A 14,495-nucleotide genomic window follows, 5' to 3' on the forward strand; every position below is an offset into this window, starting at 1 on the left:
CTCGGCCGCCTCACTCAATTGACTGTAAACCGATTTACACTGTCTGCACTTCCGCATCAGGCTGCTTACGTGTCACCAGTTTACGCAAGGTCACGTAAAACACTGGCGTCAGGAACAAACCAAACAGCGTCACGCCCAACATGCCTGAGAACACCGTAATCCCGGTAACACCGCGCACTTCCGCACCGGCGCCTTCACCCAGAATCAGTGGAATGGTACCGGCAATAAAGGCGATCGAAGTCATCACGATCGGGCGCAGACGCAGGCGACAGGCTTCCAGCGCTGACTCGACAATCCCTTTGCCCTGCATCTCCAGCTCGCGTGCAAACTCGACGATCAGAATCGCGTTCTTACACGCCAGTCCCATCAGTACCACCAGACCTACCTGCACAAACACGTTGTTATCGCCGCCGGTGAGCCACACACCGACCAGCGCGGACAGCATGGTGACCGGCACAATCAGGATCACCGCCAGCGGCAGCGTCCAGCTCTCATACAGCGCCGCCAGCACCAGGAACGCCAGCAGTACCGCAACCGGGAAGACGATAAACGCGGTATTGCCTTGCGTCGCCTGCTGGTAGCTCAGGTCGGTCCACTCAATATTCATGCCGTTTGGCAGTACCTGGCTCGACATCGCCTCCAGCTTTTCCATCGCCTGTGCCGAAGAGAGCACGCGTGGATCGGCATCACCAATCAGGTCCGCCGCCGGATAGCCGTTGTAGCGAATCACCGGATCGGGGCCGTAAGTGGTGGTGATGTTGACCATACTGCCGATTGGCACCATCTCGCCCTGATTGTTACGGGTACGCAGATTGGCAATATCCTGCACGCTGCTACGGAAATCACCGTCCGCCTGCGCCATCACACGCCAGGTACGACCAAACTTGTTGAAGTCGTTGACGTAAGAGGAGCCGAGATACACCTGCAAGGTACTGAACAGGTCAGTCAACGACACGCCTTGCGCTTTGGCTTTATCACGATCAACCTGCACATCCAGTTGTGGCACGTTGGCTTGATACGAGGAGATCGGGAACATCATGCCTGGCGTCTGCATCACCGCACCGGAAAGGGTATTAATGGCGGTTTGCAACGCACCGTAACCTAAGCCCGCACGATCCTGCACATACAGCGAGTAACCCGAACCCTGACCCAGCCCCAGAATCGGCGGTGGCATAATCGAGAAACCAAAGCCTTGCTGGATCTTGGAGATTTTCGCGTTGATTTCAGCGTTAATCTCCGCAGCCGTACGGGTACGTTCATTAAACGGCTTCAGACCGAAGAATACGGTTCCGGTGTTCGGCGTATTGGTGAACTGTAAGGCATTCAAACCGGGGAAAGCGACAGAGTAGGCCACGCCTTCGGTGTTCATGCCGATTTCGCTCATCTTGCGAATCACTTCATCGGTACGCGCCAGTGACGAACCTTCCGGCATTTTTACGCCGCCAATCAGATACAGTTTATCCTGCGTCGGAATAAAACCGCCCGGCACGGTGTGGAACATAAAGCCCGCGCCCGCCAGCAGTATCACGTAAACGCCAAACACCGCACCGCGACGACGCAGGGTTTTGCCGACCATCGACTCGTAGCCATCCGAGCTGCGCTGGAAGAAGCGGTTGAACGGACGGAAAACCCAGCCGAGCAAGCGATCAATCAGACGCGTCAGCATATCTTTCGGTGCATCATGCGACTTCAGTAGCTTGGCCGCCAGCGCCGGAGAGAGCGTCAGTGAGTTAATGGCGGAGATCACCGTGGAGATGGCAATCGTCACCGCAAACTGTTTGTAGAACTGACCGGTCACACCGGACAGGAACGCCATCGGCACGAATACCGCACACAGCACTAACGCAATCGCGATAATAGGCCCCGACACTTCGCGCATCGCCTGATGCGCAGCCGCTGTCGGTGAGAGTCCCATTGCGATATTACGTTCGACGTTCTCCACCACCACAATGGCGTCATCCACCACGATACCTATCGCCAACACCAACCCGAACAAACTGAGGGTGTTGAGCGAGAAGCCCAGCAGGTAAAGCACGCTGAACGTCCCCACCACCGAAACCGGCACGGCCAGCAACGGAATGATCGATGCACGCCAGGTTTGCAGGAACAGGATCACCACCAGTACCACCAGTACAATCGCTTCAAACAGCGTTTGCACCACGGCACGAATCGAGTCACGCACGAACACGGTTGGATCGTACGGTGCCGCCCACTGCACATCATCCGGGAAACGAGTGGCCAGTTCGGCCATCTTGTCACGCACAGCATTCGACAAGTCGATGGCGTTGGCACCCGGTGCCTGGAAGATACCGATACCGACCGCATCCTTGTTATTCAGCTGCGAGCGCAGGGCGTAGCTACCGGAACCCATCTCAATACGCGCCACGTCACGCAGGCGCACCAGCGAGCCGTCATCGGCGGTTTTCAGGATAATATTGCCAAACTGCTCTTCGCTCTCCAGACGGCCCTGGGTGTTGATCGACAACAGGAAGTCACTGGCCTTTTTGGTCGGCTCAGCCCCCAACTGACCGGCAGACACTTGCACGTTCTGCTCCTGCATGGCGCTGACCACATCCGAAGCGGTCATACCACGCGCCGCCACCTTGTTGGGATCAAGCCATACACGCATCGCGTACTCACCGGCACCGAAGATCTGAATCTGACCAACGCCCGGCAGGCGCGCTAGCTCATCTTTCACTTTCAGCGTGGCGTAGTTGCGCAGATAGAGTGAGTCATACTTGCCCTTCGGCGAGAACATGTGCACCACCAGCGTCAGCGTCGGTGACATCTTCTGCGTGGTCAAACCCAACTGACGCACTTCCTCCGGCAAGCGCGCTTCTGCCTGCGCCACACGGTTCTGAACCTGAACCTGCGCCTGATCGGGATCGGTACCCGGACGGAAGGTCACGGTGGTGACCAGCACGCCATCAGAACCGGCCACCGACTTCATGTACATCATGTTTTCGACCCCGTTGATCGCCTCTTCCAGTGGCGTTGCCACGGAATCAGCAATCACTTTGGGGTTGGCGCCAGGATATTCCGCGCGCACCTGCACGCTGGGTGGCACCACATTGGGATATTCACTGATCGGCAGCAGCGGTATGGCGATCAGTCCGGTGGTAAAGATCAAAATCGACAGTACCGCCGCAAAGATCGGTCGGTCGATAAAAAAGCGGGAGAAATCCATAACAGGCAGTCTCGATTATTATTGAGCGGAGCGCATTGCCACCGGCTGAGCTTTCACCGGCATGCCAGGCATGAAGACTTTCTGCAGGCCATTGACGATCACCTTGTCACCCGGCTTCAAACCGGATTGCACAATGCGCAGGCCATCAGCCAACTCGCCAGCCTGAATATCGCGACGCTCGGCTTTACCCTGCGCATCGACCACATACACGTATTTACGGTCCTGATCGGTCAACACCGCTTTATCGTCGATCAACAGCGCGTTAAACGCGGCGCTGCCGGGTAAACGCACGCGGGCAAACAGACCTGGGGTGAACTGACGTTCATGATTATCCAGCGTGGCGCGCATGCGAATGGTGCCAGTGCTGGCGGTCAGTTGGTTATCGAGGAAGTCAACGGTGCCACGATGCGGATAACCTTGCTCGCCGGTCAGCGCGATTTCCACCGGCAGCGAACCGCGATTTTGTCCCTGACGTGCCATCGCCTGATACTGCAGATAGGTGGCTTCATCGACGTCGAAATAGACGTACATACGATCCTGCGACACCAGCGTGGTCAGCACGCTGGCACTGTCACCGGCTGTTACCAGGTTACCGGTGGTGATCATCGCGCGGCTGGCACGGCCATCAATCGGGGCAGTGACGCGGGTAAAATCGAGATTCAGCTGCGCCATATCAACGGCGGCCTGCGCAGAGAGCACATTGGCCTGCGCCTGGTTTGCTGCAGAACGACGCTGCTCCCACTCTTCGCGTGACACCACATTGGTGCCAATCAGTTTATCGGTGCGCGCCGACTCACTGCGTGCCAGCGAGGCCTGACTGCGCGCGGTGGCGAGTTCAGCTTGTGCCTGCTCTAACGTCGCGCGATAGGTGCGGTCATCAATGGTAAACAGCACCTGACCCTTTTTCACGTCATCGCCTTCGCGATAGTTAACCTGATCGATATAGCCGGAAACGCGGGGGCGCAGTTGCACACTTTGCACCGCTTCAAAGCGACCATTGAAGCTATCCCATTGGCTGACTTTTTGTTCGACCACCTGCGCGACACTCACTTCGGGCGGCGGTGGCGGGGCGTTTTGCGCCACACCCCGATCGCAAGCGGCCAGCAGGCTTCCCAGCAACATCACTCCTGACAGGCTTACTGCCCGACGAACCCCATATGTTTGCAGATGCATTGTTGTTATTCCGCGTTGGTGTGAAAAAAGAAAGGACATGTACGAAAAATCTGCAACTTTTAAGATTGCATTAAAACGGGATGAGTGTAGGCTGCTGCAAACTGCATCTGCAAGAATATCTGATACACTTTATGTGCTGTTTTGATCAATTCGTTTCAAGGGGGGAAAGCCCCTACGGCGAGTGCGGCATTTAATGCAATAATAAAACTTGCATTAAATGTCATAGTCAGTCACCCTTAAAGTGTAATTGCAACTGATACTGATACTGTTCGTTAAGGCGACGGGAGAAAATGGGATGATGAGCGACGCATTTATTCACGATCTGATCGACTGGATTGATAACAACATTGAAGCACGTCTGGATCTGGACACCGTATCAGGGCGCGCCGGTTATTCGAAATGGCACCTGCAGCGTATGTTCAAAGAGCACACCGGCTACCCGCTGGGTGAGTACATTCGTAATAAGAAACTGAAAAAATCGGCGGACCGTTTAACGACCACCAACGAACCTATCCTTAATGTGGCGATTTCACTGGGGTTTGATTCGCAGCAGTCGTTCAATCGCAGCTTCAAACGTCAGTATGGCGTGGCGCCTGGCGCATGGCGTCGACATGCCGTGCCATCAGCGAGTGCGATGCAGTAACACCTCCGCCAGGGCCAGCCATGCTGGCCCGCGTTCTTCTTCACGATAATCCTGCTATTATCGGCGTCCTGCACTTCGGGATGTCACTATGTCAAAGAAACTCTGGATTGGACTCATTCTCGCGCTGGCCGCCACCTGGGCTGGGCTTAAGCCGCATTTAACCGGTAAAACCGCCGCACACGGCACAGATATTGCCAAGCTCACCGAAGCCCACACCGTGGCGCAGTGGTTACAGCAAAATCATCAGTTGCCGGATCTTTATCTCACCAAAAGTGAAGCACGCCGTCAGGGCTGGAACCCCAGCAAAGGCGACTTATGCACGGTGTTGCCGGGTCGAGCCATTGGTGGCGATCGTTTTAGCAATCGTGAGCAACGCCTGCCAATGCAAGCGGGGCGGCAATGGTATGAGGCCGATGTGAATTACGATTGCGGCCACCGCGACGCCGATCGTCTGCTTTACTCTTCAGATGGACTGATCTTTCTGACCACCGATCACTATCGCAGCTTCAAACAGGTGAACTAACCATGTTGACGCTCTCTTTTGATTTCCAGCAATTGGCCAGCCGGCAGGCGTTCTACCGCGAGTTTGTGGCCCAAAGCGGCTGCAGCGGAGAGTTTGGCTGTAATCTGGATGCACTGTGGGATTGGCTGACGGGCGGGATTGCGCTGCCGGCTGAACTGCATTTGCATCATATTGCACAGGCGAGCGAGGCGGAGTTTGCACCGGTGCTGGCGCTGATGGAAGAAGCGGCGCAGCAGCTGCGAGGCGAGCTGCGCCTGATTCATGACTGATTACGCGTGCAGTGGCAGCAGCAGAATCGCCAGCATCTGACGGGCATTGGCGGGCAGATCGCTGCCGCCGGTATAGCCGTTGTTTTCCACGATCACCGAATTTAATCCCACCAGCCAGTCATAAATATAATACGCGGTATGATTAGCGGGTGCGGCTGACAAACGCGTTAAACGCTGGCCTGGTGAGAAGCTCACGCTTGGCGCAGGCGGACGTGCGAAGATGGTTTGTCCGCGATTAACGCGACTCTCAGGCCGTTCACTCTCCGGGCGCTGCAGGAAGCCTAACCAGGCCACAAAATCCCCCAGCACCGTCATCGCACGGGAAACCTGGCGATCGGTCCGCGCTTCATGCGCACTGGCCTGAGCATCCGGTTCGTTAAGCGCGCTCTGCAGCTTGCTTAATACCTTCAGGCGGAAGCTGGCGGTAATCAGCTCTTCCACCAGCAATTCCATGGTCGGTTTATCCACGTTCAGCAGCGTGAGTAAACTCCGGCTCTCCGGCAACTGACGTAGGTGCTCAAGCCACAGCGCAAACACCTGCTGCGGAAATTGCTGATCGCGCTGGCCGCTGCCGTTACGCGGTTCCGCAGGGGCCACCGGTTCATCTTTAAACAGGTCAAACTCAAAGCCAATACCAAAATAGCTCTGCTCAGCCGCAGCGGTTTTCGCGCTGTGCTGCACGACATTGCCGCTGCTCTGGCTCAGCCACAGCTGGCGCACTGCTTCGCGCGAAGGCTGCAAGCGCTCCAGCAGTTCGCCGTGCAGGCCAGTGCGATGTTGCAGGCACTTCAGCAAGGTATCGGAAATCGCCTGCTTGCGTGCTGCTTGTTCTGGCGTGGCAGTGGATTCGGTCCACGGTTGCAAACGCTCCACCAGCTTTTGCTGCAAGGTGCTTAATTGCTGGGCCAGACGATCACGACGTGCTTCTGGCTGCATTTCGTCCTGCAACCAGCTGCCCATGCGATCGACACCTGCACGATCGAGTGCCAGCATGGAACCCCAGCTCTGTCCTGGTTGCCCGATCTGACGCTGTACGGCTTCATCCACATTAATCTGATGCTGCTGGTAACGCGCATCGTGCGGGGTAATCGCCCAAATCAGGCGGGGTTTTTCCCCGCTGGCGGCCACAGTTTGGTGGATATGCCATTCACGCAGGGCGTTAGCGGCAAGCTCGGTATCCTGACGCTGGCTGGCGGCAGTACAAATTAACATCAGGTCGATGCCCTGACGTGCGGCATACAGACCCGGCAGCAGCGCGCGTTTCTGCTCCAGCAGCGCAGCGCGCAAAGCATCGCGCTTGCGCAGTTGCGCTAAATCCTCTTGCTGGCCCGAATCAGCAGGCTGGCCGGGCGCAGGCAGTTCCAGCATATCGGCTTCATCATACAGCGCCTGACGCGGTGTCGAACTCAATGGAACGGTGATTTCCAGCGTCAGCAGCGCCAGTAAGCCCAGCGGCACTTGTTGCGGTTTGCCGACACGATTGGCGACGATCGGGCAGACTTCAATCATTTCCTGCCAGTCTGCATCGTGGCTAATCAGTTTCTCCGCCGGCAGCGAGGCGTCATCGGTCAGCAGGCTGAGGGGGGCGAGCAGGCGTGGTGCCTGGCGCAACTGGTGACGCAGATGCATCAGATTGCGCAGCTGTTCGTTGAGCGCCACCTGGTTTGGCCACAGTAGCGCAAACAGCTGAATGCGATCATCGACGTTCAACCACGGGGCGAGTTCCACCGCCTGCGGCCAGAAGTGGCGATCCAGTACCTCGGCGTGACGATGCTGGCGGCGGCTCCACGCCCACAGTGTGATCAACGCATCGCTGTCAAGGCCCGGCTGCAGCTCGTCCTGACGATGGCGCTGCAAACGTTGCAGCGCGGCATCGATCACCGCACTATCCGGCTGCGCTTCGGTTTTGGCACAGGCCAGCACCAGACGAATCAGCTCTACGTCATTGAGCAGCGTCATTTCCAGCGGCCAGGCGCTGGACTGGGTTTCACGCTGGTGGCTGAAGCGGGTGGCAATAGCAAAATCGAGATTGCCGGGATTGATGTTCTGGAAATAGTTCACCACGCGATCGCCCAGACGTGCCATCAGCTGGCCCTGCGCATCGCCCACCATCTCACTTAACAGCCAGGCTTTGCCCGCCTGCGACTGGCCAAACAGCGCCAGCGTCACCGGACGCGCCAGTTGACGCGCCAGGGCGTGACTCTCCACGCGCGCGCGGCGCAGTTGCAGCCGCAGCGTATCCGCTTCCAGCGCCAGACGCGGTGCCTGCGCGTGGTGGTTTTCAATCCAGTTCAGTGCGCCATCCAGCGTCTCCTGCATCAGGCTCAGACGTTTGGCGGGCGTAACAGAGGTGACTCTCTTGGCAGTTCTCATCGTTTGCAGACGCTCCCGCTGTCAATCCAATACTGCGCGTTGGCATTGCCCGTCGCAGACAGCGTATTCAGTTTCAGGCTCAGTTGTTCCAGTGGCACGCGGCTGCCGTCATCCATACGGGCATCGCTCAGCACCAGACGCTCCGGGCCAAAGTTGTCAGGCCCCGGCTGGACCGCCAGCTTAATGCGCAAAATGCTTTCGCCGGCCACTTTACGTGCCAGATGCGGATCGGTGATGCTCAGACTGTAAAGGGGTGAAGCTGGCCAGCGGTCATTATCCAGCTGACGGAATCCGAGACAGACGTTACCGCGAATGCGGAAGCTGCTTTTCCGATCCAGCGCGAAATCACCTTTATCGAGGTCAATCTCGCTGTAACACAGGTTGTCATCGCTCAGCGTGGCGTTCTCATCCAGCACACCCAGATAACGGATTGTGGAGTAAGGTTCGAAATCACCCGCACGGAACCAGAAGCTGCTGAGACGCAGATCGAGCGCCAGCAGGCACAGCATCGCACCCACGGCAGCAGTGGATTTCGGGTTATCAATGCGGCCTTGTTTGTTGAACGGATACCAGTCGCTGGTGTGATAGCCTTCCAGTGACAAAATACGGCTGCCCGGCAGCGGTTGCAGGTGACGCACCAACGCCTGAATGCCCGGGAAGCGCGAAGGACGGCCGGTCAACAGCAGCACATCGCACTGATAAAGCGACACCACTTCGCACATGGCGCGCAAGGCCGGGATGATCGCCATACGATGCTGCAGGAATTCACCGTGCAACTGCGCCATGCTCACCACCAAAGGCACATCAAGCAGATCGAAGCGGTTGTCGCCGCCCAGCGTGCGCTGGATTTCACCGTTTACAAACGCCAGCACGCTGCTGGCAGGCTTTTGCGGTACCAGCTCACCGAACAGCGCATTGATTTCGCTGTGGCTGTCGAGCGGGTCCCAGTTTTCATAACGCTCCAGTACTGCCTGCGCCAGCGGGATAAACAGCTGCAGGGTGACTTGCTGACGCAGCGTGGCTTGCCCATCCATGCGGCTGTCGTGACCGAACAGTTTGTTCATCAGCGGTTCGGCCAGCGTCAGGCCTGCTTTTTGCAGACTTTGTTGCAGCGCAGGCAGAATCCACAGCTGAATCACATCCAGCAGAATATCGTCGCCCGCGACTTTAAAGCCTTCACGGAACAGCAGGCGCGGGGTGATCTTGACGTTGTTGCCCTGGCCGTCATCAAGACGATATTGGGTGATCGCCAGATCGGTGGTGCCGCCACCGATGTCGATGGAAGCAATGCGCAGGCTTTTGCCCGGCACTTCGTCGGCTTCACGCGGACGATCCGGACGTGCCATGCTGCTGAAGAAATCTTCGGCACGCCCGGCAAAGTTTACCTGGGTTTCGTTGAACAGCCACACCATCTGTCCGCAGGTGGCTTCATCCCACTCCATCTGGACATCCGGCACCGGGCGCAGGCTTTTCGCCTGGCTTTGCGTGCTGAAATCGTCTTCTGCGGGATGCCAGCCTTCAGCTTTCCACACCAGCGCGATGGCTTCCTGCATGCGGCGACGGAAAATTTCCCGTTCTGGTTTCGGCATCGCTGACGGCAGCGTGAGGATCACATGGCGCAACTGGCGCGGGGCCTGGCTCTGCGGCATACGCTGGCGCTGTGCCACGCTGTTCATCTGCATCATCGCCTGAGCCAGTAGCTCACACAGCATAAAAGTCATCAGCGAACTGCGGCTGTAGCTGGCAGTGAACGCCGGCAGGCGATCGTCTTCAGCCAGCGCGTGCAACGGCTGGCCTTCATCGTTCAGCAGCAGGGTGAAAGGCAGCGCGGTTGCCTGTGGCTCGTCACTGCTGCCATGGGCGTTGAAGCGCCAGCCTGGCTGATAACGTGCTTCATCCCACAGATAACGGCGCGGGCTGGAGAGACCGGTACTGCCTTCTGTGCCTGCGCGCAGCAGCGCAAGACGGCTGGCTTCACGACCCACGCGCGTCAGCGAGGGCCACATAAAGGCGTTTTCGCGGCCACTTTCCAGTGAGAAATTCGCTTTACCAAAGCGGGTTTCTGCGAATTCGAGACGGCTGTCAAACAGCTCGTTGTAGACCTGATGCGGTTCAGAGAGGTCGCGCAGTTGCAGTTCGTAAGTCTGGCGCAGACCGTTGCTCTCTTCGGCGTGGTCTTCTACCAAAATGCCGCAGGTGTGCGAGTTACCGACGTCAAGGATGATATCCACGTTCACCGCCGGGGTTTGCAGCGAAGTGGCCTGAATGTAGATCTCGGCCAGATCCAACTGCTCACCCAGCAGTTCCAGCAGGTTGAGATAATGAGCCTGATACTCAAACTCACGCAGTGCCTGATTCAGCTCCTGCTCGCGGCGAGACTCCAGCGCGTTGACCTGCTGCGTAAAGGTTTCACGCAGCCAGCCATCCACCCAGGTGTGGTCCAGAAACTCACCCAGTTCATAGTTGTGCCAGGCAAGGGCGAAACTCACGCCGTTTTGCGCATCGGCTTTGCTCAGACCGTGCTGTTCGCCGCCGTCCTGTTCCGGCACGATGCGGGTATCAAACGCCAGCGTAATGCGATGGGTGTTACCTGCGGCATCTGGCGGTGCCAGCGGTGCCAGGTGCAGGCGCGCCCAGTTATCTGGGCCGCCGATAAAACGGCGACCGCTGGTGCAGCGCAGCACCGGCAGCGGCAGCCACTGGTGTGCCAGCAGCGTTAACGAATCTGCCAGTGCAATGTCCGACTCGGGACGCACCACTTCTGCTGCACCGCCATCTTCGGGATAGAGCAAAAATTTGCCGCTGTTGCCGTCAACGTTCAGCCGCAGCAGCGGTCCGTTAGCGGTTTGACGAACGAACTGGCGGCGCGCCTGCAAGGCAGGCAGACGTAAGCCAAAATCGAGAAACTGCACACCGCTATCTTCAATCAGCGTGATTTTTTGTTTGTCATCGATGAGGGGAGCCAACATGTTTACTTACTCTCACGCTTAATCGTCAACGGGAAGACCTGATCTGCGCCGTACTGCGCAGTGCAACTGGCAATACCATCACCGGCTTTACACACCAGTTCCGGCATGCGGTAGCGCGATTTGTCGCTGCAGGTCGCAGTATAGCGGCTGCGAACCACCATGGTGCCGTCTACCGTCATCGCGGCAGTGACATCGGCTTTACAGCGGATGTTATCGCCCTGCGTAATGGTGGCGATGCCTTTACCGTTACGTAGCTGGTAACGCAGGCTCGGTGGCTTACCGGTTGGCAGGTTAGTTTGTCGTAATATGACGCGCCAGGTGCCGTTGATAAACTTCACGGAGCCAATACGCGCATCTTCGGTGGTCATGACCAGGTCATCAGCCTTAGCCGGTTCCGTATGTTCAGCAATCACTTCTGGCGGGGCAGGTGGCGCGGCAGGCAAAGGCGCGGCACTGACGGTGGCCGTTTTTTGCGGCAGCGTCGCGGCCAGTTTTTCAGCTTTCGCGACCACCGGCGGTGGCGTGAAAACGGGCACGGGTGCATCGGTGACCTGGGCTTGCGGTGCGGCTTCAGGCGGTGAGCTGTGCAGCCAGAATGCCACACCTGCTGCCGCCGCGGCAGCGACCGGGAGCAGCAGCATCAGTGGACGCAGTGCGGAAGGGCGACGGACAGGCGGCTGCTCGACTTGAGGTTCAGGTTCAGGCACCGGCTGTGGCGCTTCAGGTTCAGGTTCAGGCTGGGCGATCTCGACGGGCTCTTCCACCACGGGTGCAGCAGCAACGGCAGGCACTTCAATCAACGGCGCGATAACCGGTGCCACGACAACAGCGGCCGGTGGTTCTGGCAGCAACGGCGGTAAATCCTCTTCCAGGCTGTCGCGCAGGCAGGCCAGTGCGTCATCGCGTGAGCGCGCCTGCGGATCGACAAAGCCCCAGAAGGTGATGACGGGTTTGCCATCGACCAGATAAACGTACTGCTGATCCGGGAACTGCAGCGTCTTGCTCAGTAAGGCGCCAAACAGGCGCATTGCCGGATTCTCCGCGTCACGCGCGCGTAAACTTGCAGCCAGTAAATCCTGCTGATTGAGCGTCAGGCGTTCCAGCGCTTTTTGCCGCTCATGATCGCTGGCGCCGCGCCAGGATTTCACTTTGCCGTTAAAGGGCGCATACCAGTCGAGGCGGTCACCACGCTCGTTGGCCTGGGGAATGGCGAGGCAGTTAGCCAGCGCCGTCTGGCGACGTAAACGCAGTGTTTCACGGATTTGCAAGGCAGAGGCCCAGACCGGCTGGCCGTTTTCACCCAGTGCCAGTACCGAATCCAGATTGCCGCTGCGCAGAAAAGTTTTTGCCACTCGTAGGGCCCTTATCGGTGGTTGCCTGAAGCAAAACAGTGTGTGTAATTGGCGATGCTGGTGATCTTAAGCCAAATGCAGGGAATCAAACGGCTGATAAAGGGGGAAAAACAGGGTGTTTTTCCCGCGTGTAGGCGTGGGTTGCTGAAATTTTAAGCGCGTGCGCGTTGGCTCAGGACCAAATGGGTGATCATCCCGCCGATTAATCCCCAGAAGGCAGAACCAATACCCAGCAGTGAGATACCACTGGCGGTGATCAAAAAGGCGACGATGGCGCTGTCACGGTGATCGGGTTCGGCGAGGGCGCGTTGCAGACTGCCGGAGAGGGTGGCCAGTAGCGCCAGACCGGCCAGCGTGGCGATCAGCACCTGCGGCAAGGCACTTAACAGAATGGCGATCAGCGCGCCGGTAAAGCCAGTCAGCAGATAGAAAATCCCGGCAATCGCGGAGGCCATCCAGCGTCGTTTCGGATCGGCATCCACATCGTCTCCCATGCAAATGGCAGCGGTAATGGCCGCAATGCACACCGAAAAACCGCCAAACGGAGACAAGACCAGCGCAATGAAGCCGGTCCAGCCAGTAAGAGCGGAAACCGGCGGTTGGTAACCATGTGCCTGAAGGGTCGCAATGCCCGGCGCATTTTGTGAAGCCATGGTGACGAGGAAATAGGGCAAACCCACGCCAATCAGCGAGGCCAGCGTAAACTGTGGCATGATAAATTCGGGCACGCTCAGCGTCAGCGCATGCGGCGGGAAGTGAATCGCCTGCTGACCCACCGCCACCAGCACGCCGGCGATCAGGGCCAGAATGATGGCATAGCGCGGCAGCCAGCGTCGGCTTAACAGCCACACCAGACACATACTGCCACACAGCGCAAAGTTACCTTGTAAACCGGTGAAGGTGCCTATCCCGAAGCGCAGTAAAATCCCCGCCAGCATCGCCGCTGCCAAAGATTGCGGGATGTGGTTCATCAAGCGGGCAAACAGTCCGGTCACGCCACTCAGTACGATCAGCGCATTGGTCGCCACAAACACGCCCACCACTTCATTCAAGGTCAGGCCCTGCATGCTGGTGGCTAACAGTGCCGCGCCTGGCGTCGACCAGGCAGCCAGAATCGGCATGCGTGTCCACACCGAAAGACCAAAAGAGGCGAGCCCCATGCCGATGCCGAGCATCGACAGCCAGCCGCCGATCTGTTCTGGCGAGGCGCCTGCGGCCTGAGCGGCCTGGAAAATCAATGCAGCAGTGCTACTGTATCCCACCAGCACCGCAATAAAACCGGAAACCAGCATAGGGAAGGAGAAAGCGTTGCGCGAAGTGGCGGTCATCATCGAAATGCATCCTGCTGTGCGTTATAACGCACACTATTGCACGAGTGTGTTATAACGCACAAGTGCTACACTGCGCGCGAATTTGCCAGGAGATATCATGGAAAATCTGCATCAACATTTGAGTCAGGCGTTAAAACAATTGCGCCAGGCGAACGGCTGGAGCCTGACACTGGCAGCGGATCGCACCGGTGTCAGCAAAGCGATGCTGGGCCAAATCGAACGCGGTGAATCCAGCCCGACGGTGGCGACATTGTGGAAAATCGCCACCGGTTTCAATGTGCCTTTCTCGTTTTTTGTCCAGGGCAGCGATCAACCACCGGGTAGCGCCGCGACGTTTAGCCAACCCAATGCGCAAATGCAGGTCAAGCCGCTGCTGCCGTATGATGCGGCATTGCGTTTTGATCTGCTGGAGGTCACGCTTGCCGGTGGCGCGCAAAGCGATTCATCAGCGCACGAAAATGGCGTCATCGAGCAGGTGGTGGTGCTGGAAGGTGAACTGCTGCTCTGCGTGGAGGGCACCTGGCGTCGTCTGCAAAGCGGCGAAGCGCACCAGTTTGCGGCGGATGTCGCACACAGTTATCGCAATCCCCTCAGCACACCGCTGCGTTTTCACAGTTTGATTCATTATATCAAGCGGCCCTGAGTGCCAATTACAAATTGATACGAAGGTAAACT

At 57.9% G+C, this 14,495-nt stretch carries 10 protein-coding genes; 4 read left to right on the forward strand and 6 right to left on the reverse strand.

What is annotated here, in order from left to right; translation table 11 throughout:
* Positions 1-34 precede the first annotated feature (34 nt).
* Both oqxB and IAE30_RS08175 read right to left on the reverse strand, forming a co-directional pair.
* Positions 35-3,187 carry a multidrug efflux RND transporter permease subunit OqxB gene (oqxB, locus tag IAE30_RS08170; RefSeq protein ID WP_200679135.1) on the reverse strand — a complete coding sequence of 1,051 codons (3,153 nt, stop codon included), beginning with the start codon at positions 3,185-3,187 and terminating at the stop codon, positions 35-37.
* 18 nt (positions 3,188-3,205) lie between these two features.
* Complete coding sequence (locus tag IAE30_RS08175) at positions 3,206-4,360, reverse strand: efflux RND transporter periplasmic adaptor subunit (RefSeq protein WP_038647183.1); 1,155 nt, start codon at positions 4,358-4,360, stop codon at positions 3,206-3,208.
* Between the two features lie 295 nt (positions 4,361-4,655).
* Here IAE30_RS08175 and IAE30_RS08180 point away from each other — a divergent pair, with 295 nt between their 5' ends.
* The 3 genes from IAE30_RS08180 (at position 4,656) to IAE30_RS08190 (ending at position 5,795) form a co-directional block, all read left to right on the forward strand.
* Positions 4,656-5,003, forward strand: a complete 348-nt coding sequence (locus tag IAE30_RS08180) for a helix-turn-helix domain-containing protein (RefSeq protein ID WP_200679137.1) — start codon at positions 4,656-4,658, stop codon at positions 5,001-5,003.
* A gap of 88 nt (positions 5,004-5,091) precedes the next feature.
* Positions 5,092-5,526 (forward strand): ribonuclease domain-containing protein, encoded by a 435-nt coding sequence (locus tag IAE30_RS08185; RefSeq protein WP_200679139.1) that lies wholly within the window; start codon positions 5,092-5,094, stop codon positions 5,524-5,526.
* A gap of 2 nt (positions 5,527-5,528) precedes the next feature.
* Positions 5,529-5,795 carry a barstar family protein gene (locus IAE30_RS08190; RefSeq protein ID WP_038647177.1) on the forward strand — a complete coding sequence of 89 codons (267 nt, stop codon included), beginning with the start codon at positions 5,529-5,531 and terminating at the stop codon, positions 5,793-5,795.
* On the opposite strand, the gene IAE30_RS08195 is transcribed toward IAE30_RS08190, so the two are convergent.
* The 4 genes from IAE30_RS08195 to IAE30_RS08210 all read right to left on the reverse strand — a co-directional run bounded on the left by IAE30_RS08195 (position 5,796) and on the right by IAE30_RS08210 (position 13,820).
* Positions 5,796-8,168, reverse strand: coding sequence for a virulence factor SrfC family protein (locus tag IAE30_RS08195; protein ID WP_038647175.1), 2,373 nt, complete (start codon positions 8,166-8,168; stop codon positions 5,796-5,798). It lies immediately after the preceding gene.
* The gene (locus IAE30_RS08200) at positions 8,165-11,137 is read right to left on the reverse strand and encodes a virulence factor SrfB (RefSeq protein WP_200679141.1); all 2,973 of its coding nucleotides are present in this window, start codon (positions 11,135-11,137) and stop codon (positions 8,165-8,167) included. Before IAE30_RS08200 ends, IAE30_RS08195 begins: the two co-directional genes overlap by 4 nt.
* Positions 11,138-11,139: 2 nt before the next feature.
* Complete coding sequence (locus IAE30_RS08205) at positions 11,140-12,489, reverse strand: SrfA family protein (protein WP_200679143.1); 1,350 nt, start codon at positions 12,487-12,489, stop codon at positions 11,140-11,142.
* Between the two features lie 152 nt (positions 12,490-12,641).
* Positions 12,642-13,820 (reverse strand): benzoate/H(+) symporter BenE family transporter, encoded by a 1,179-nt coding sequence (locus IAE30_RS08210; protein WP_200679153.1) that lies wholly within the window; start codon positions 13,818-13,820, stop codon positions 12,642-12,644.
* 97 nt (positions 13,821-13,917) lie between these two features.
* Between IAE30_RS08210 and IAE30_RS08215 the strand changes: the two genes are divergently transcribed.
* The gene (locus tag IAE30_RS08215) at positions 13,918-14,463 is read left to right on the forward strand and encodes a helix-turn-helix domain-containing protein (protein ID WP_038647169.1); all 546 of its coding nucleotides are present in this window, start codon (positions 13,918-13,920) and stop codon (positions 14,461-14,463) included.
* Positions 14,464-14,495 lie beyond the last annotated feature (32 nt).

Origin of the sequence: Pantoea sp. S61, from assembly GCF_016625145.1 — a bacterium.
Taxonomy (GTDB): domain Bacteria; phylum Pseudomonadota; class Gammaproteobacteria; order Enterobacterales; family Enterobacteriaceae; genus Pantoea; species Pantoea rwandensis_B.